Source organism: Candidatus Roseilinea sp. NK_OTU-006 (assembly GCF_012931985.1).
Lineage (GTDB): Bacteria > Chloroflexota > Anaerolineae > J036 > Brachytrichaceae > JAAFGM01.
In genome coordinates, this window is sequence record NZ_JAAFGM010000030.1 from 19,464 (window position 1) to 37,495 (window position 18,032).

The window sequence follows — 18,032 nt, forward strand, 5'->3', positions numbered from 1 at the left end:
AGAATATGCGCGCAGCGCATTCGAGAGTTTAAGATTTGAACATGACAAGCTCGATGGCTTTGAAGTGGCGCACGCTTGTGGCGGCGGTGGTTGCTATGCTCATCGGCGCGGATGCGGCATTCGCGGCCTCCCCGGCTCAACTGGGCGGCGGCAGCGCCGTGTTCGACAACCTAATCTTTGTCGTGATCGGCGGCATGTTGATGGCATTACTGGCCAGCGTGGCCGGTGGCGTGGTCATCGCCGTGTTGGCCAGCAGCGTCAGCCGTTTCTTCCGCCGCAACTTGCCGACCGATGAGGAGATGGCTGAACTGCGCGACGAGCTACGCGCTGTGGATCAACGCCGCCTGCGACCGATCCGCTTTGAGATCGGCCCCAACGCTGAGCCGTTTGTGTTCTCGGCAATTGGCTTCGTGGCTTGCCTGATCATCTTCAGCCTGGGATTGAGCGCCATGCCGCAACCGGTGCGCGGTGAGTCGTTGTCCCAAAGCGAAACGGCCCGACCGACAGCTTCTGCTGCCCTTCCCAAAGAAGGCGACTTCGGCAAGATCACCGATGGCCTACCCGCAGGCGACCCGGAGCGCGGCGAGAGGTTGTTTAACACCGCCGGCTGCGTCGGCTGTCACAGTCAAAAGAAAGGCGAGCGGTTGGTTGGCCCTTCTTTCTACAACTTGTGGAATATCGCCCAGACGCGCGTCCCCGGCATGAGCGCGCGAGAGTATCTCTACCAAAGCATCGTTGACCCGAACGCTTACATCGTCGAGGGCTACCAGGCCGGCTTAATGCAGCAGAACTATGCGGCGATCCTCAGCCCGCAGCAGATGGCCGACCTCCTGGCCTGGATCGAAGCACGACACAAGGATGAGCCGTAGCGCATGGCCATCGTGCGCTCGATGAACGGGGCGTCCCGTGCCCGGAACGCTCCTTTGCGCCCTGGATGCGTAAAACCGAATTCATTTCGCGCATTGAGTCCGAGCGCCGCGCGCTGGAGGAAACGCTGGCGCGCATTCCGGCGGAAGACATGCTGGCGGAAGGGGTCGTCGGATATTGGTCCGTCAAAGACACGCTCGCGCACATTGCGATGTGGTATTCCCGCGCGGTGACGCTGCTCTTTCAAGCTGAGCACGGCAGCGCGTTGCAGTTGCCCCGGTCGAATGCGCCAGATCGGTCGGACATCAACGCGCGCGACTACGCATCGCAGAAAGATCGCCCGTTGGATCGCATCCAGGCCGATTTCCACGGAACGCATCAGCAATTGATCAAACGGCTGAGCGCTTGGGCGGATGAGGCGGCGTTGTTTGACCCGCAGCGCTATCCGGCGTTGAAGGGACGCGCGCTGGCGGATGCCCTGTGGGACTACACCGGCGGCCATTCCGCCGAACACCGCGCGCAGATTGAATCGTGGCTCGCAGGCCGGTCACCTCTCGCCTCTCGAGGCGCATAGCCCACCGCCTACGACTCACAGCGCGCAGCTCAAAGCTTACCGCTCACGGCGACCATGTTGCTCTTCGACCTGACCGAGATCTACAGCCGCATCCGGTTGCGGGGCAGCTCGCGGCTCGACTTCCTCCATCGCATGTCCACCGGCGATGTGCGCGGCCTGAAGCCGGGCGAATGCAAAACGACCGTGCTGACGACGCCAATCGGTCGCATGGTGGACTATCTCCTGGTCCTGGCTTTCGACGACTCCACCCTGCTCATCGGGGGTGGGGGCAATCAGAACAAGGTGGTGCACTGGTTGCGCAAGTACATCTTCTTCAACGACGACGTGCAGGTGAGTGACGAAACGGGCGATACACGCATGTTCGGCGTCGGCGCGGGAGACGACCCGCGCTTCATCGAAGCGATCATTCCCAACATCGGCCGGTTCGCGATGCCGGAGTGCGCGCATCGCGTCGTGGAATCGCCGCTGAGCGCTGATCGGCAGATCGTGGTGGCGCGCGCGCCGCAGGCGCTCGGCTTGAGCTTCTTTTTAATTGGCGCAGGGCTTGACCGCGCGCTGTTTGCCGACGCATCGCCCACGACGCCGGATTTCGACGCCTGGCGCATCCTGCGCGGCTATCCGCGCTTCCCCAACGAGATCAACGAAGATTACAACCCGCTAGAAGCCGGTTTGTGGAACGCGGTGAGCTTCGACAAGGGGTGTTACATCGGCCAGGAGATCATCGCCCGCATGGAGAGCCGAGGCCAAATTGCCAAAAAATTGGTCAGGCTGACCCGCAGCGCCGACGCGCTCTCGCCGGGCGAGGAGCTGATCGCGGAGGGCGGCGAAGTCGTCGGCAAAGTCACCAGCGCAGCGCGCGACGCGGCACTCGCTTACGTCCGCAGCGCATTTGCCCGGGAGAATGTGCCGTTGCAATCGCGGCAAGGGACGGTTGTCCATGTCGCAACGATCGTGCGACTTTAAGGTAGAATAGCGGCTCTCATCGGAAGGCTGTACGCCTTTCACGCCCGTTCTGAGGATCATGTTCGAATCGCTGAGCGACAAGCTACAGGCCATCTTCGACCGCCTCGGCAAGCGCGGCATCCTGACCGAGCAGGATGTAGACGCTGCGCTGCGCGAGGTGCGCGTCGCCTTGCTCGAAGCCGACGTGAACTTCAGAGTGGCTAAGGAGTTCCTCGCGCGCGTGCGGGAACGCGCGATCGGCGCAGAAGTGCACAAGAGCTTGACCCCCGGCCAGGCCGTCGTGAAGATCGTTCACGAGGAGTTGCTGAAGACGCTTGGCGAGGGCGGCAAGCTTGACCTGGGCGGTCCGCCGCCTCGGGTGATCATGCTGGTTGGCCTGCAAGGCTCCGGCAAGACCACGACAGCAGCCAAGTTGGCGCTGCGCCTGCGCAGCGACGGCCGCAAGCCGCTGCTGGTCGCCGCGGATACCTACCGACCGGCGGCTATCACGCAACTGGAGACGCTGGGCAAGCAGATCAACATTCCCGTCTTCTCGGAAGGCGACAAAACACCGCCACCGCAGATCGCGCAGCACGCCGTCCAAAAGGCCATCCAGGGCGCGCTCGACGTCATCATCATAGACACCGCCGGCCGCCTACAAATGGATGAGGCGATGATGCGCGAGGTGGAAGAAATCAAAGCGCGCGTCAAGCCGGCCGAGGTGCTGCTCGTCGCCGACGCCATGACCGGCCAGGAGGCCGTCAATATCGCTGAGGCGTTCAATAAGCGCGTCGGGCTGACCGGCCTGATCCTGACCAAGATAGACGGAGACGCCCGCGGCGGCGCGGCCATCTCGATGCGCGCCGTCACCGGCGTGCCGATCAAATTCCTCAGCACCGGCGAGAAGCCCGACGCATTGGAGGTCTTCCATCCCGACCGGCTGGCCTCGCGCATTCTGGGCATGGGCGATGTGCTTACGCTGATCGAGAAAGCGCAGCAGCAGTTCGACGAACAGGAAGCGGCGAAAGCTGCCGAGAAGATGCTCTCGGCCAGCTTCGACCTGGAAGACTTCCTGTCGCAGATGCGACAGATCAAGCGCATGGGCCCGCTCAATGACCTGCTCGCATTGATCCCCGGCATGAAAGATTTGACCCGGCAGATTTCGCCGGAGATGACCGAGCGACAGTTCAAGCGCGTCGAAGCGATGATCAGCTCGATGACGCGCGAGGAGCGTCGCAACCCGAACATCCTGAACGCCTCGCGCAAGCGCCGCATTGCCAAGGGCAGCGGCACGAGCGTGCAGGAGCTGAATCAACTGCTCTCGCAGTTCCGCGAAGCGCAACGTATGATGAAACAATTGGCGAACAACCCGCGCTTGCGCATGATGAGCGGGTGGATGGGCGCCAGAAGGAGATAATCGAGACGATGGTTCGAATTCGACTATGCCGCATAGGTTCAAAAAAGCAGCCGACCTATCGCATCGTGGTGTGCGATAAGGAAAGGCCGCGCGAGGGCGCGTTTATCGAAGTCATCGGCACCTACAATCCGCGCACCGAACCGGAGACCGTGCTGGTGAAGGAAGACCGCGCCCTATATTGGATGAAAGTGGGCGCGCAGCCCAGCGAGGCGGTCCGGCAACTCTTCCGAAAGACGGGCACCACAGCGCGCCTCGAGCGGCTGAAGCAGGGTGAATCGCCCGAAGTATTGCTGGCCGAGGCGGCTGCGCAGTTTGAGGTCGCGCGAACGATTAGCCCGAAGACGCGCATCGGCCGCGAGCCTGCTCCCAAGCCGAAGCAGGCCGAGCCGACCGCTGAAGCCGCTGCCGAGTGAGCCGGTAGGCGATGAGCGATGAAAGAGCTGGTCGAGTTGGTCGAATACGTTGCCCGGGGCCTGGTGGATCATCCCGATCAGGTGAAAGTGACCGAATCGGTGGATCGTGACACGGTCTTCCTTGAGTTGCAGGTGGCGCCCGGCGAGGCGGGGCGTGTGATCGGGCGCGAAGGGAGGTTGGCTAACGCCCTGCGCACGTTGCTGCGCATCTCCGCCGCTCGATCGCGCAAGCGCGTGGTGTTGGATATACGCGTTTGACGCCCGGCGCTTCTCATCGTGGCGAAGTCGCGGCCCAAGCTCCTCGTCGTTGGCACAGTGTCTCGCCCGCACGGCATCGCCGGCGAGGTCAAGGTGCAATTGTCGCCGTTCTACGAAGGTGTCCTCGACGAGATCGGGCGCGTGTACCTCAACGATGCCAGGCATCCATACCGCATCCTGTCGCAGCGCGCGCATCAAGGGGGCGTGCTGCTGAAGCTGGAGCGCATTGCCACGCGTGACGCCGCCGAAGCGCTGCGCGGCGCGCGCGTGCTTGTGGATACCGGCGACCTGCCGGCCTTGCCGTCCGGCGAGTACTACGCCCACCAACTGATTGGCTTGCGCGTGGCGAACGAGGCCGGCGAAGTGTTGGGCACGCTGAGCGAAGTGCTGCGTACGGGCAGCAACGATGTCTATGTGGTGAGGGCAGCCAACACCGACCAGGAACTGTTGCTGCCGGCCATCGAAAGCGTGATCCGCGCGATAGACCTCGACGCCGGAACGATGACGGTGACTGTGCCCGAAGGATTGACCTGATGGGCGGTGGGGGATTTGAACCCGCGACCTTCTGTGTGTAAAACAGACGCTCTAACCAACTGAGCTAACCGCCCGGCGCAGCGCCTAATTGTATCATCCTGCGAACGTTGTCTCGCCTGAAAGTGCATCTCCCACGAGCGCGCGGGGTGAACGGTGGGCTGCGCCTCGAACTCACCCAACGCTCAATTTCAGCCGCTATCATGCCCTTCCATGGCTGATCAGACAACCGACAACTGCGTCGGCGTCATCAAGCTCGATCGCGTGACGAAGGCGTACGAAGAAGGCGGCGCGCGGCGCGTCGTGTTGAATGACGTCAGCATCGCGTTTGGGTGTGGCGAGTTCATCGTGCTCTTGGGTAAGAGCGGCAGCGGCAAGAGCACGCTGCTCAACCTGATTGGGGGCATTGACGCGCCGACCTCCGGCGACGTGTGGATTAACGGCCAGGCCATTACCCGCATGAGCGACGCGGAACGCACGCGCTTCCGGCGTCGCCACATCGGCTTCGTCTTCCAGGCGTTTAACCTCATCCCCACGTTGAGCGTGCTCGAGAACGTGATGCTGCCGCTGGAGCTGAACGGCCGACCTTCTCCGGAGGCCCGCCGACGCGCCGAAGCGTTGCTGGATCAGGTGGGCCTTGCGCACCGCATCGGGGCCTTTCCCGACCGGCTGAGCGGCGGCGAACAGCAGCGCGTGGCCATTGCCCGCGCCTTGATCAACGATCCGCTGGTGGTGCTGGCCGATGAGCCGACCGGCAATCTGGACTACGACACCGGCCAATTGGTGCTGGATCTCCTGGACACACTGACGCGGCAAGCTGGCAAGAATCTGGTCATGGTCACTCATAGCGAGGAGGTGGTGGGTGTGGCCGACCGGGTGTTTCGCCTGCGCGATGGCAAATTGGTCGAAGACCACCTGGCGCCGCATCAACCGGCGGTGTCGGTGTAGCTGAACGGCGCTCTGATGCGGGCCGTCGTGCCATGGGCAGTGCGCTGCAGGGTGAAGTCGCCGCGCAAGTCTTCCCGCACCAACATGTTGACGATGTTCAGCCCGAGGCTCGGCGCCTCCGTCCTGCCGGCTGCCGTGCCCAGTCCGTTGTCACGCACCTCCACTTCGAGCGTGCCGCCGCAATCAATCAGGCTGATGGTGATCTCGCCCTGGCCTCGACTGACGAAGGCGTGTTCCATGGCGTTCTGCACCAGCTCGTTCACGCAGAGCGCCAGCGCCGTGGCGGCGCGCGAACTCATGCGCAGCGAGTCGCCAATCACGTGAATGGTCAGTTGAAGATCGGGGCGCGTCATGTTCGCCTGCGTCAAGCCCACCACGCGCGTGATCACATCCTTCACGTCCACCAGCCGGAAGCCCTCCTGCGCCAGCGCGTCGTGCACAGCAGCGATGCTCATAATGCGATTGATGCTTTCGTGCAGCACTTCCTTGGGGGTAAGCTTGTCGCTGGCGTCGTGTAGTTGCATCTGGAGCAGCATCACCACGTTCTGCAGGTTGTTCTTCACGCGGTGATTCATCTCTTTGACGATGGCGGCGTTGCCGATCAGATGGGCGTTTTCGATGGCCAGCGCGATTTGGTTGGCCAGCGTGATGCACAGCTCAACCTGCGCCTCGGCGAATTCGCCGGCTGACTCCGTCCACATATTCAGCAAGCCAATGGTGCGGTCGCGCACTTGCATCGGCACGCACAGCAGGCCGTTGAGTTGCGCCTGAGCCGCCCAGGCAGCGTGCGACGGTTGCAACTTGCCACACGCCTCGTTCACCAACACCGGTCCGCTAAATCGTTCGAGGTTCAGGAGCGGCAGGTCGTCCAGCGACCAGGACGGTTCCGGCGGCACATTCGGCTTGCGGTCGTAAATCGCCCGCGGCATGAAAGCGCGCACCGTCTCGTCGAGCAACAGGACCGAGCAATGTCGCGCGTTCACCGCGCGTGCGCCCATCTCGGCCACCACGCGCAGCGTCTCGTCCAGATACAACGGGGAGATGGCGGCGCGACTGACTTCGGCGACGGCTTGCATCTCGCGCACTTTGCGTTCGCTCTCCTCTTGCAAAATGGCGCGCTCCAGGATGCCGGCGACGACTTCGCCGATGAGCGAAACGAACTCGATCTCGCCGGCCGTCCAGGTGTGCCGTCGGCGCGTCTGCACGTTCATCGCGCCGACGACGCGATCCTGGCTGATCAACGGCACGGCCATCAGCGATTTGAACAACCGCTCGCGCGTGTTGGGCACTTCGTGAAAGCGCGGATCGCGCTGCGCATCGCGCACGGCGACCCACTGGCGGTGCTGCGCGGCCCAGCCGGTCAACCCTTCGCCCATGCGGAGATAGCCATGGTCCACGGCCTCGGGGAACAGGCCGGTCGTCGCTTTTAAGATCAGCCGCTGCGATGACCGATCCAGCAAATATATCGAAGTCGAGTCCACGCCCATCACGCGCGTCGTCGTCTGCGCGATGCCGTTCAGGATGGAGCGTAGGTCGGACGAAGCGTTGATCGAGAGCAGGATTTCGCGGATGGCGGTGAGCTCTTTCTTTTTGCGCTGCAGTTCGGCGCGCAGGGCCGCAGCGTGGTTCGATGCCGCTCGGGTTTGGGGTTTCGCTTCCTTCACCACAGGCATGGCCCGATTCTAAGGCAGTCTTTCACCATGACGCACACCGCGCGAAGCTCGGTCGCGCCCGGAGACACACGCTGCCGACATGATCTTCAAGAGCGACGCCCCCGCGATGTTACCCGGTGAATAGCGCCAGGAGCTGATTTTTGTCGTGATCGCTTTGCACGTCGAAGCACCGGGCGATGGGCAGCGTCGCATGAGCGGCGTCGAGCAACTCAGGGCGGACGACGACCAGTGCGATGCGATAGTCGCCGGCGCGCAGGATATCCAACGCTGCAGTCCAACCTTCGCCGCGCAGCAGCTCCAGCGGGCCAATCTCATCCACGATGAGCGCATCGCAGGGACAGCTCGTTGACAGGATGTGGTTGCCCCAGGCCAGCGTCGCCGGGCTGAAGAACCAGCGCCCCAGCGCGATCTCCAATCCGGCGGCGGGGGCAGCGCGCCCGAAGATGCGCCGCTCCGCGGTGCGGATGGCTTCTACATCAAACCCCATGCGCGCGCCCTGCTCGACGACCGCGGGAGAGATCACCCCGGCGACATCCCGCCCGGCCATGCGCGCCAGGTCAATCAGTCTGCGGCAGAAGGTCGTCTTGCCGGCGCCGCGCGGGCCCGTAAGCGCATAAAGAGGCAATGCGTGTCCCAAGTGGTAGGTCATGTCCAGACTACTTGTTTGCGCCCGTTCGCTTCCACCAGGCGGATCGGCAGACGATAGACGCGGCTGAGCGTGTCCTCGGTGAATACCTCGTCTAGCAGGCCGAAGACTGGCGGGCGGCCGGCCTCCATGAGCAGCACGTCATCGGCGACGGCCAGCACCACGTCCGGCTCGTGATTGGTCATCACCAGTGTCATGCCTTGTGCGCGCAGGTGGCGCATGATTTGGATCAGGCGCGCCTTGTTGTGCAGGTCGAGGTGCGCGGTTGGCTCATCCAACAGCATCAGGCGCGGTTGTTGGGCGATGGCGCGCGCCAGCAACATGAGCTGGCGTTCGCCGCCGCTGAGCTGTGGAACGGGCCGATGGGCGAGCGCGGCGATGCCGGCGCGCGCCAGCGCGTCCATCGCGATCTCGTAATCCGCCGGGCCGGGCAGGCCCAACGGCGGCAGGTGCGGCGCGCGGCCCATCAGCACGTATTCGAGCGCGGTGTAGTCGAAGGGGGTATGCTCGCTTTGCGGTACGAGCGCAAGCCAGCGCCCGCGCTCGGCGCGCCGATAGTCGCGAAGGGCGCGGCCGGCCAGCAGCACATCGCCCTGCCAGGGTCTCAGCCAGCCCAGCGCTAAGGCCAGCAACGTGGTTTTGCCGGCACCGTTCGGTCCGACGATGGCCAACACGCGCCCCGCGCGCAGGCTGAAGTTCACGCGCGCCAACACCGGTGGACGGTTGGGGGAGTAGCCGAAGGTCACGTCTCGGAATGCCAACAATGCGTGTGGGTCTTGCGTCATGGTCGTGAGCGGAACTGCTGCGCTGTCATCAGCCCTAGGAAGATCAGCGCTCCGAGCAGCGACGTGAGGATGCCGAGTGGGATTTCGCCGGCCAGCAACACGCGGGCCGCGTTATCGCAGAGCACGGTGAAGATGCCGCCGATCAGCATCGTCGCCGGCAGGCCGAAGCGCGTGTCGGCATCGAACAGGCGACGGGTGATGTGCGGCACAATCAAGCCGACCCAACTCACCATGCCGCTGATCGAGATCAGCGCTGCCGTCGGCGCCACTGCTGCCACGATCAACACCAGCCTTTCGCGATTGGGCGCTGCGCCCAGGGAGAACGCCGTCTCCTCGTTGAGCGAGAGCACGTTCAGGCGCCAGCGGAAGAGCAGGACGATGCCTAGGCCGAGCACGACTGCCGGCAGCACGCTGAGCAGCTTGGGCCAAGTGATGCTCGCCAGGCTGCCCAGCAACCAGAAGGTGATTTCCGGCAACTGCGTGAGGGGATCGGCGATGTATTTGAGCAGACCGACGCCGGCCGAAAACAGCGCCGAGACGGCGATGCCGGCCAGCACAAGCCGCAGCACCCATCCGCCGAAACGCAAGCGGCGCGCTATCAAATACGAGAACCCCAGACCGGCCAGCGCGAACGCGGCGGCGCTGGCTTGCGTCATGAGGGCGCCGCCGCCGAGGAGGACGATGGCGAATGCCGCGCCAAATGCCGCGCCGGGTGAGACGGCCAGAAAGCCCGGCTCGACCAGCGGGTTGCTGAATAGCAACTGGAAGACCATTCCGGCTGCCGAAAGCGTCATCCCCAGCAAAAGCGCGGCCAGCAGGCGCGGAATGCGCAAATTCAAGACGAGCCGCGCGGCCAGCTCATCCTCTTGCAGGCGCGACCAAGCCATCAACCCCGGCGCGGGATAGCGGCCCAGCAGGATGGAAAGCGCAAGCAGCGCAATCAGCCCGGCCGCCAGAAGGCCAATCAGGCGCCGGCGGCGGGCATTGCGCGCGATGACGGCGCGTAGCGTGAGTTCGCTCAGGGCAAATCTCCTTTGAAAGTGGGCTTGATCTTCGACGCGAAGAAATCCTCGTCCAGACCGTAGAGCACCTGGTAGAACGCTCGCGCTTCGGCCTCGATGTCGAGGCCGGAGAAGCGGTCGGGGTGTATCCGCCCAGCCAACCACATCAGGCCCAAGATCCAGCGGGTATCGGGTTGATCCCAGCTATAGAGATCGGCCGGGAAGGCGTAGAGCCGGCCCGCTTTGGCGGCGCGCAGCGCCTGCCAGTTGGCGTCGGCTTTCAGGTCGGCAACCACCTCCGAGGGGTTCTTAAAGTAGGACACGACGAAGACCTGGTCGGGGTCCCAGGCGGCGATCTGCTCCAGCGTCACCTGCGTCCAGCCCCGGCCTAACTCGATGCTGGCCCACACCGGCTCGCCGCCGGCGATTTGCACCATCTCGGTCTGGATCCAGTTCAGCGGCGGCACGTTGAAGCTCACGGCGCCATCGCGGTCGTTGTAATACAGCAGCAGCACGCGTGGCTTGTCGGCGCCCGCTACGGCCTTCTTGATCTCTGCCACTTTGGCCTGATAGAAGTCAATCACCTCTTGCGCGCGCGCCTCATCGCCGAACACTTTGCCCAAGATGACCAGATCGCGGTAGTACTGCGCCGGCGTCTCGAAGTCTACGTACACCACCGGGATGCCCAACGCTTCGATGGGCTTGCCGGTGGCCTCGGCAGCGGTGCTCTTGACGATGACGAGATCGGGCTGCAACGCCGCGACTTGCTCGGCGCCGGCGTCGCGCTCTAGTGTCGCCTTGTCCGCGTAGCCAGGATCAATCAGCTTGATGAAGTTGCCGCTGCCCTGCGCGGTCTGGCCCATGCCGACGATGCGCTGTCCGGCTTCGGGGAAGGTGTAGATCGCGTCGGCGATCATGAACAAGCCGCGGCCGGTCAGGACGATGCGCTGGGGTGGGGTGGGCAGCGTGACCTCGCGCCCCAGGGCGTCGGTCAGGGTGATGGCCATGTCGGCGGCTGCCGGCGTTTCAGTCGGTGCGGCGGTGGGTGATTCGGCAGGTTGTGGCGCTCCCGCCGTGGGCGTGGCAGCCGGTGCGGGCGGCGGAGCGACGGTTGGAGCGGTGGTAACCGGCGGCGCAGCACATGCCGCCACGAGCAACCCGGCGATAGACAGAGTTGTCAAAATTCGACTTGTCATCTTCATGTTGTCTTCTCCTTACTCGGTCGGTTCAGTTTCACCAGCGGTGTCAGATGCGACGCTGTAGGCGCGACGCATCTCGCCTCGCACGCATCCAGCCAGTCCAGGATGGCGCGCACCTGCCGGATGCGGAAGTCGTAAACCAGCGCGTGATAGCCGCCATCGGGCGGAGCGTTGCGCAAGCGCGCGATAAGGCGCTCCAGCTCGTCCCGGCAGGCGATGCGCTGCACCTGCACCAGCGCGGCCACGTCCTGCGGGCCGCGGCGCAGGGCGAAGTACAGCTTGGGCGGGAACTCGACGCGCATGTCTTGCATGCTCCGGCTCGGCGCGTGCAGCCAGGCCTCGAAGCGGCGGCGCCCCTTGGCCGTGATGCGGAAGACGCGCCGCTCCGGCCGGTTGCCGGCTTGTTCCGCGCGACCGTTGATCAGGCCGTCGCGCTCCATCGCATCGAGCAGGGCGTACAGCCGATTCATGCCGACCTGCCACACGCCGGTCAGGTCATCGCGGATGCGCGCGAACAGCGCGTAGCCATGCGCCGGCGCTTCGGCCAGCAGGCCCAGCACAACCGGCTCGGCGAAGGGGGAGCGTTTGGGTGGGCATCGCATCGGCGTCCGAATACTCACTTAATGAGTATTCGGAACTATACCGCAATTGCTTGAGGCGTCTAGGGTTTGGAGCGGGCGAGGCGTTGCCCGGCGGGCGATGCAGTACACTCAGCCCCAGCGAATGCGCACCATTTCACACGCGCCATGACCGCCACAACCGACCTATCCCGCCTCTTCCTGCTCCGCCGCGACATTGTGCTGCTCAACCACGGCTCGTTCGGCGCCTGCCCGCGCCCGGTCTTCGCGGAGTACCAGCGCTGGCAGCGCGAGTTCGAGCGTCACCCGGGCGGCTACGTGCAGCGCTGGCTGGAGAACATGGATGCTGCCCGCGCTGCGCTGGCAGACTACCTGCACACGACGCCTGATCAGCTCGCCTTCGTCACCAATGCCACGATGGGCGTCAACGTCGTCGCCCATTCGCTGCGCTCTTGGCTGCGCGAGGGCGATCACATTCTGACGACCGACCATGAGTACGGCGCGTGCAACAACGCTTGGGCGTTTGTATGCAACAAGACCGGTGCGCGCTACATCCGTCGGCACATGCCGCTGCCGGTGACCACGCCGGAAGCGTGGGTGGAGGCGTTCTGGCAGGGCGTCACGCCGCGCACCCGCGTGGTGTACCTCAGCCATATCACTTCGCCCACCGCGCTCACCTTCCCGGTGCAGGAGATTTGCCGCCGCGCGCGCGAAGCCGGCATCCTCTCGGTGGTGGACGGCGCGCACGTGCCTGGCCAGCGGGAGCTATTCCTCGACCAGATCGGCGCCGACTTCTACGCCGGCAACTGCCACAAGTGGATGATGGGGCCGAAGGGCAGCGCCTTTCTCTACGCCCGGCGCGACGTGCAGCATCTGATCGAGCCGCTCATCGTCGGCCACGGCTGGCAGCCGGATGCCGTCTCCGATAAGCCGATGCAGGACTACGTGGAGCAATTCGGCACGCGCGACCTGGCCGCGTTCCTGGCCGTGCCGGCGGCGATTGACTTCATGCGCCGGCACGACTGGTCGGCCGTGCGCGCTCGCTGTCACGAGTGGGTCTGCCGGACGCGCCGACGAATCGAGGCGTACTTCGACGTCGAGCCGATCTGTCCTGAGTCGTTCGACTGGTTCAGCCAAATGGCCGCCATCCGGCTGCCGGATCGCGTGAACCTCGACGCGCTGCGCGCGATTCTGCACGAGCGCTACCGCATCGAGATGCCGCTGATCCAGTGGCATCGCTTCAAGCTGGCGCGGCTGTCGGTGCAGGCTTACACCACCGAAGCCGAACTGGAGAACTTGGCGCAGGCGCTGTTCGCGCACGTGCCCGAATGCAGCGCGTGATGTGAACGCCGAACGCGCCCCGAGTGCGTTCGGCGTTCATGGCGTTTCACTGCACCGCGCCCCGCGCAGCCACGCGCCAGGTCAGCTCGACGTTGCCGTTGCGGATGCCGACGACGTGGTCGAACAGGTTGCTGACCGGGCAGCAGTGGTTGGGCAGCACGGTCACCCGCTCGCCGATCGCCGGCTGTTTCGGGCAGGCCGAAAAGTCCACGTGGCCGTGCTCCTCCGACAGGCCGCAGATGACCGCCTCGGGATACTCCAGGATCAGGCCGTGCCCTTGCAGGCCGAGCAGGTCGGACGAGAGCGTCTTGCTGCCGCAATCGAGGATGCCGCGGTCGGCGGTGGGTCGGCTGACCACGGTGGCGATGACGGTGAGCGCGCACGCTTCCAGACGTATCGCCCCGGCCTGCACGGTGGCGCGGTCGCCGTAGACATACATGCCGGCGCGGTGCTCGGTCAGCTCGCGATGGGTGTGCGCCTGCCACATGCACGCCGTGCCGCCGCCGCTCACGCGGGTGACGCCCAGCCCTTCGGCTTCGAGCAGCGCGCGCGTCTCGCGCACGAACGGGTCGAGTTGTGGCGTGTTCGGATAGCACATCAGCCCGCCGAAGGTCAGCCCGGGCAGGCCGGCGATGCGTGTTGCCAGCGCGGCAGCCTCCTGTGGCGATTGCACGCCGCAGCGGTGCGCGCCGGCGTCGAACTCGACCAGCACGGTCAACTGCCGGTTGGCCATCCGGGCGGCCTCGGACAGGCCGCGCGCGGCGACTTCGGAGTCGGCCGTCACGCTGACCGTGGCGCGCTGCATCAGCTTGGCCAGCCGCGCGAGCTTCTGCTCGCCCAGCAGGTTGTAGGGGATGAAGATGTCGCGGATGCCGGCGTCGGCCATCACCTCGGCCTCGCCGAGCTTCTGGCAGGTGATGCCGATTGCGCCGGCCCGGATTTGCATGTGCGCGATCTCGGGAATCTTGTGCGTTTTGATGTGCGGGCGGTTGGCGATGCCGTGCGACGAAAGGTAGGACTGGAGCTTGGCGATGTTGGCCTCGAGCTTGTCGAGGTCCACCACGAGCGCGGGGGTATCGAGTTCTTCGATTCTCATCATGCGTCTCTCGCTGAGCGCGGGGCCAGGCGGATTATCCGCTAGCCGAGCACAATTCGACATTCGCAGGGTGGCCGAACGCGCTTTACCGGCCGGAGCATGGCTATTGCCGTCGCCTGCCAGGTGGCGTGTGGATCGTCGCGGGCGGTCAGCTCCGGCAGCGGCCAGATGCGCAGGTTGCCGTCCGGTAGGAGCGTCGCCGCGCGTGCGTGCGGCTCATCACGGCGAGGGCGAATTTCGCGCGCTTGCATACGTGTGCGCGATAGCGCTGCATGGCTTGTGCCGCGCGAGGGCGAGGTCGGCCATCTCGCGCGGACCGTCGCACGGCGCCGCTCCCGCGCGGGGCCGAGGCGATCTATCCAGTTTGTGAGCGCCCATCGGGGGTTCACCTGGGCGACCAGAAGGCCAGCGACCCGTTGCCGAGCACGCGCGGGTTGATGCTGCCCGATGCTTCTGTCTCCAGTACGTAGTCGCGCGTGCCGTTGGCGTTGCCATAGGTCAGGGTGAACACCAGCTTGCGGCTGTCCGGCGACCAAAGGGTGACCGACCGGCTATAGCGGTCGAACTCGGCGGCGAGCCGTCGGAAGGCTGCCGTTGGCGCGAAGTAGAACAGGCTGCGCGCGTTGCCGTCCTCGGGGTTGATCGTCTCCAGGAGCATGTACGGCACGTCCAGCGGCGGCGTGAAGTCGAAGCCCTTAAAGCCTTGTGGGATGTCGGTGGCGCTGGCGCTGCTGAAGCTGGCGATGCGCTGGCCGTCGGGCGACCAGAAGAAAGCCACGACCGGTTTGTTGCTGATCACTTTCTTGGCGCCGGTGTTCACGTCGAGCACGGTGAGCGGGCCGCCAGGCTCGCGCTCGTCGGTATGCACGACGTAGGCGATCTGTGCGCCGGCCGGCGACCACGCGAAGCTGATGCGCCCCTCGAACTCGGTTAGCGTTCGCAGCGGCCTGCCCATCCGGTCGGCCAGCACCAACTTGTTTCGTCCCGCGCCGGCAGACTCGGTGATGAGCATGTATCCGCCGTCGGGCGAGAAGTGAGGCGACTGGAAGGCCAGCCGGTCTTTGTTCGTGATGCGCGTCGTCTGGTTGCGGACGACGTCTACCAGGTGCAGCCGGTCCGGCGCGCCGTTCGACGCGCTGACCTTGGCGATCAGCGTTTTGCCATCAGCGTTCCAATTCCAGAAGACTGACTTTCCGGCGAACAGCCTACGCGGGCGGGCACCCTCCTGCGCGGAGATCAGGTTGACCTCGTAGGTTTGATCCTTGATGTCCTGGGCCAGGAAGGCGATGTGTGAGCCGTCAGGCGCCCAGTCGAGATAGGGGATGTCGTGCGTCTTGGACAGGAAGACCTCGCGCAACGGGCGCTTGCCGTCCGCCGAGGCCAGGTATATGGCACTGGACATGAGTTCGCCGCCTTCGGCGCTGCGCTGGATGATGACGCGCTTCGGTCGGCGCTCGACGTGCATGCCCGGCTCGGCCGGCTGCATCGTCGAGCCTTCCTCCGTTTGCTCGACCACGATGCTGTTCGGCCCGCGCTGAATTACCACGGCCTCTGGGTTGAGTTCGATCAAGGTGTTCGCGGGCGTGCGTCGGGCGGTCAACTCTACAATGGCGATCTGCTTGGCATCGGGCGACCACACCGGCAAGCTGTAGAACAGGGCTTCGTTGCTCCCCGGCGTCAGCCGGTTGCCGTCGCGGGTGATGCGCACGATGTTGCCGCCGGTTTGATCCATGACCAGGATGTTGCCGTCTTCGGCGACGACGGCGATGCGTCCCACGCGGCGCTCAAAGGCCTTGACCAGATCGTTCTGCGGCAGGCGAAACTCCTGGGGCAGTTCCACGCGCAGCTTTGGCTGGGTGGGCGCATCGAAGCTGCACGCGCTCAATCCCAAAGCTGCGCACGCTGCCGTCGCTGCGAGGAAGTAGGGGCTGCTCGCTCTTTTCTTGCTCATATGTTTCATCATTTGGGCGACCAGAATGCAACTGTGCCGGCGGCGATGCGTTTCAGGTCTGTGCTGCTGCCGGCCGCGTTCAGGGTGGCCACGGCAATGTCCGCCGTCTCGCGCGATGGCGAGATGCTGGCCAGGACGAGTCGGCGGCCATCGGGCGACCAAGGCGTGACGGCGCGCGAGTATTGATCGAAGTAGGGGAAGTACTGGATGAACTGGCGCGATGGGTAGGTATCGGCGACTTTGATCTTGGCGCCGGTGTTGACGTCCACGATCTCGATACGCAGCGCCGGTGAGCGCGTCTGCGCCAACGGCGCGCTGGGCTTGCCCCCAGCATCGCCCAGCGGCGTGGGGGTCGTGTTGAACGCGATCGAGTAAACGGCCAGCTTGTTGCCGGTGGGTGACCAGAAGAACATCGAGGCTTCGTCGTGGATGGTTGCACTCTTTCCAACGGCGAGATCGTAGACCGTCAACGCGGCCGGTATCGGGATGCCCTGCGGCGCAGGCGCCGTATCTAGGACGGCGACGCGCCGGCCATCAGGCGACCAGGCGAAATAGGCGTTGTCCTCGATGGGCGCGAGCGTGCATATCGGTTTACCGCCCGCATCGGCCAGTACCAACTCGTCTTGATTGTCCGTGTAAGCGACGAACAGCACATGGCGGCCGTCCGGCGACCAGTGTGGGGATTGGAACGCGCCGGGCAATGCTTCGATGACGGTTTGTTTGCCTTTGACCGAGCCTTTCGCTTCGATGATCGAGACGTTGGCGCGGCCCGGCGTCGTCGCCCGTCCGCCCAGGTGGGTGACCATCGCTGCTGAGTCGGCGCGCCAGTGCCAGTAAGTCGGCGAGCCGGTGTCGAAGATCGCAATCTTGCCGCCGCTGCGCCCCACAACGCGAATAGCGCCGTCGCGCGGGCTGATGGTGAGGAAGGCCACCTGATTGCCGTCCGGCGACCAGTCCACATAGGGGATGTTCCATTCGGACGTGCTGTATAGGTCGGTCATCGCGCCGCCAGAGGCCGGTGCGACGTGGACGGTGCTCGTGAAGCCGTTGAAGCCCTCGGAGGTGCTCAGGCTGACGAAGGCGACGAAACGGCTGTCGCTTGAGAAGGCCGGGAATTGATAGATGCGCCCGGCCTGCCGGTTCTCGGAAATGAAGGCGTCGGACGTGATCGCGGTGGTTTTGCGGCCGGTCGGGTCGGTCACCATGATGTTGCCGTCGGTGGTGAGGTAGACGATTTGCCCGCCGCTGCTCGTCGGGCTAGGCGCGATGCGACCGATGTTGGGCTTGACCGCGCTGCACGCGGCATAGCGCGTGCGGGTCGCGGCAGTGGATGCGGGCTGCTTTGTAGCTGTGTCCGCGGCGGTGGGCGTGGATTGCGCGCGCGCGATCTGCTCCCGCTGAGAGACAGGCGTGCGCGTCGGGGAAAGGGCAAGTTCGGGCGTTGGTTCTCGTCTGAGAGGGTTGCTGCATGCGCTGAGTACGAGCGCCGCGCAACATGCCAAGCTGGCCAGCCGGTTTGGCTTGCGTTCTTTCAAGGCTTTTTGGCGCATGACCCTCTCGTCTCCCCTCAGGCGCATTCAGCATGGCGCCGGCTTAGAGCCTATCTCTAAACCTCGCATTTGCGCCAACAGATGATGGCGCAGGCGAAAAACAGCAGGGACAGATAATTGCTCGCCTTCTTCTCCCAGCGAATCAGCAACCGACGAAAGCGATTGAGCCATGAATGAGTCACTTCGACCACCCAGCGGCGCGACTTGCGTCGGCCCGGCTTGCGCTGGCGTTTTTTTGGGCGTTCTCCTTGTCCGGCACATG

20 protein-coding genes and 1 tRNA gene are annotated in these 18,032 nt (G+C 64.7%); 9 read left to right on the forward strand and 12 right to left on the reverse strand.

The features are described 5' to 3' along the window. The first annotated feature begins 41 nt into the window (after positions 1 to 41). The 7 genes from GXH28_RS13000 (at position 42) to rimM (ending at position 5,005) form a co-directional block, all read left to right on the forward strand. On the forward strand, positions 42 to 869 hold the full coding sequence (locus GXH28_RS13000) for a c-type cytochrome (RefSeq protein WP_169239464.1): 828 nt from the start codon (positions 42 to 44) through the stop codon (positions 867 to 869). Positions 870 to 934: 65 nt separating this feature from the next. Then, positions 935 to 1,441 (forward strand): DinB family protein, encoded by a 507-nt coding sequence (locus tag GXH28_RS13005; protein WP_169239465.1) that lies wholly within the window; start codon positions 935 to 937, stop codon positions 1,439 to 1,441. A gap of 54 nt (positions 1,442 to 1,495) precedes the next feature. After that, entirely contained in the window at positions 1,496 to 2,404 is a 909-nt protein-coding gene (ygfZ, locus tag GXH28_RS13010) for a CAF17-like 4Fe-4S cluster assembly/insertion protein YgfZ (protein WP_169239466.1), read from the forward strand. A 58-nt stretch (positions 2,405 to 2,462) separates the two neighbouring features. Further along, the gene (gene ffh / locus GXH28_RS13015; protein WP_169239467.1) at positions 2,463 to 3,800 is read left to right on the forward strand and encodes a signal recognition particle protein; all 1,338 of its coding nucleotides are present in this window, start codon (positions 2,463 to 2,465) and stop codon (positions 3,798 to 3,800) included. An 8-nt stretch (positions 3,801 to 3,808) separates the two neighbouring features. Beyond that, entirely contained in the window at positions 3,809 to 4,213 is a 405-nt protein-coding gene (gene rpsP / locus GXH28_RS13020) for a 30S ribosomal protein S16 (RefSeq protein ID WP_169239468.1), read from the forward strand. Positions 4,214 to 4,231: 18 nt separating this feature from the next. Next, positions 4,232 to 4,471, forward strand: coding sequence for a KH domain-containing protein (locus GXH28_RS13025; RefSeq protein WP_445082658.1), 240 nt, complete (start codon positions 4,232 to 4,234; stop codon positions 4,469 to 4,471). A gap of 18 nt (positions 4,472 to 4,489) precedes the next feature. Continuing rightward, positions 4,490 to 5,005 carry a ribosome maturation factor RimM gene (rimM, locus tag GXH28_RS13030; RefSeq protein WP_169239469.1) on the forward strand — a complete coding sequence of 172 codons (516 nt, stop codon included), beginning with the start codon at positions 4,490 to 4,492 and terminating at the stop codon, positions 5,003 to 5,005. Here the strand turns inward: rimM and GXH28_RS13035 are convergent. Then, positions 5,006 to 5,079, reverse strand: a tRNA-Val gene (locus GXH28_RS13035). Positions 5,080 to 5,215: 136 nt separating this feature from the next. Between GXH28_RS13035 and GXH28_RS13040 the strand changes: the two genes are divergently transcribed. Continuing rightward, entirely contained in the window at positions 5,216 to 5,950 is a 735-nt protein-coding gene (locus tag GXH28_RS13040) for an ABC transporter ATP-binding protein (RefSeq protein WP_169239470.1), read from the forward strand. On the opposite strand, the gene GXH28_RS13045 is transcribed toward GXH28_RS13040, so the two are convergent. The 6 genes from GXH28_RS13045 to GXH28_RS13070 form a co-directional block, all read right to left on the reverse strand. Continuing rightward, the gene (locus GXH28_RS13045) at positions 5,929 to 7,623 is read right to left on the reverse strand and encodes a GAF domain-containing protein (RefSeq protein WP_169239471.1); all 1,695 of its coding nucleotides are present in this window, start codon (positions 7,621 to 7,623) and stop codon (positions 5,929 to 5,931) included. The two genes, GXH28_RS13040 and GXH28_RS13045, sit on opposite strands and share 22 nt — an antisense overlap. Positions 7,624 to 7,732: 109 nt before the next feature. Continuing rightward, a complete protein-coding gene (locus tag GXH28_RS13050; RefSeq protein ID WP_169239472.1) occupies positions 7,733 to 8,272 on the reverse strand; it encodes a nucleoside-triphosphatase in 540 nt (179 codons plus the stop codon). After that, positions 8,269 to 9,054, reverse strand: coding sequence for an ABC transporter ATP-binding protein (locus GXH28_RS13055; protein WP_169239473.1), 786 nt, complete (start codon positions 9,052 to 9,054; stop codon positions 8,269 to 8,271). Before GXH28_RS13055 ends, GXH28_RS13050 begins: the two co-directional genes overlap by 4 nt. Further along, entirely contained in the window at positions 9,051 to 10,076 is a 1,026-nt protein-coding gene (locus GXH28_RS13060) for a FecCD family ABC transporter permease (protein ID WP_255464578.1), read from the reverse strand. The genes GXH28_RS13055 and GXH28_RS13060 overlap by 4 nt, the downstream gene beginning before the upstream one ends. After that, positions 10,073 to 11,236: an ABC transporter substrate-binding protein gene (locus GXH28_RS13065; protein WP_169239474.1), complete on the reverse strand. Its 1,164-nt coding sequence runs from the start codon at positions 11,234 to 11,236 to the stop codon at positions 10,073 to 10,075. Before GXH28_RS13065 ends, GXH28_RS13060 begins: the two co-directional genes overlap by 4 nt. A gap of 17 nt (positions 11,237 to 11,253) precedes the next feature. After that, complete coding sequence (locus GXH28_RS13070; protein WP_169239475.1) at positions 11,254 to 11,874, reverse strand: helix-turn-helix transcriptional regulator; 621 nt, start codon at positions 11,872 to 11,874, stop codon at positions 11,254 to 11,256. Between the two features lie 126 nt (positions 11,875 to 12,000). Between GXH28_RS13070 and GXH28_RS13075 the strand changes: the two genes are divergently transcribed. Continuing rightward, on the forward strand, positions 12,001 to 13,173 hold the full coding sequence (locus GXH28_RS13075) for an aminotransferase class V-fold PLP-dependent enzyme (protein WP_169239476.1): 1,173 nt from the start codon (positions 12,001 to 12,003) through the stop codon (positions 13,171 to 13,173). 46 nt (positions 13,174 to 13,219) lie between these two features. Here the strand turns inward: GXH28_RS13075 and GXH28_RS13080 are convergent, their stop codons facing one another. From GXH28_RS13080 to GXH28_RS13100, 5 genes are all read right to left on the reverse strand, one after another. Then, positions 13,220 to 14,272, reverse strand: coding sequence for a D-TA family PLP-dependent enzyme (locus GXH28_RS13080; RefSeq protein ID WP_320447963.1), 1,053 nt, complete (start codon positions 14,270 to 14,272; stop codon positions 13,220 to 13,222). Between the two features lie 38 nt (positions 14,273 to 14,310). Then, entirely contained in the window at positions 14,311 to 14,520 is a 210-nt protein-coding gene (locus tag GXH28_RS13085) for a hypothetical protein (RefSeq protein WP_169239477.1), read from the reverse strand. A gap of 134 nt (positions 14,521 to 14,654) precedes the next feature. Further along, positions 14,655 to 16,220 (reverse strand): DUF6476 family protein, encoded by a 1,566-nt coding sequence (locus GXH28_RS13090; RefSeq protein WP_169239478.1) that lies wholly within the window; start codon positions 16,218 to 16,220, stop codon positions 14,655 to 14,657. Between the two features lie 8 nt (positions 16,221 to 16,228). Then, positions 16,229 to 17,770, reverse strand: a complete 1,542-nt coding sequence (locus tag GXH28_RS13095) for a hypothetical protein (protein ID WP_169239479.1) — start codon at positions 17,768 to 17,770, stop codon at positions 16,229 to 16,231. 56 nt (positions 17,771 to 17,826) lie between these two features. Beyond that, a partial coding sequence (locus tag GXH28_RS13100; protein ID WP_169237924.1) for a transposase occupies positions 17,827 to 18,032 on the reverse strand: 206 nt, incomplete at its 5' end.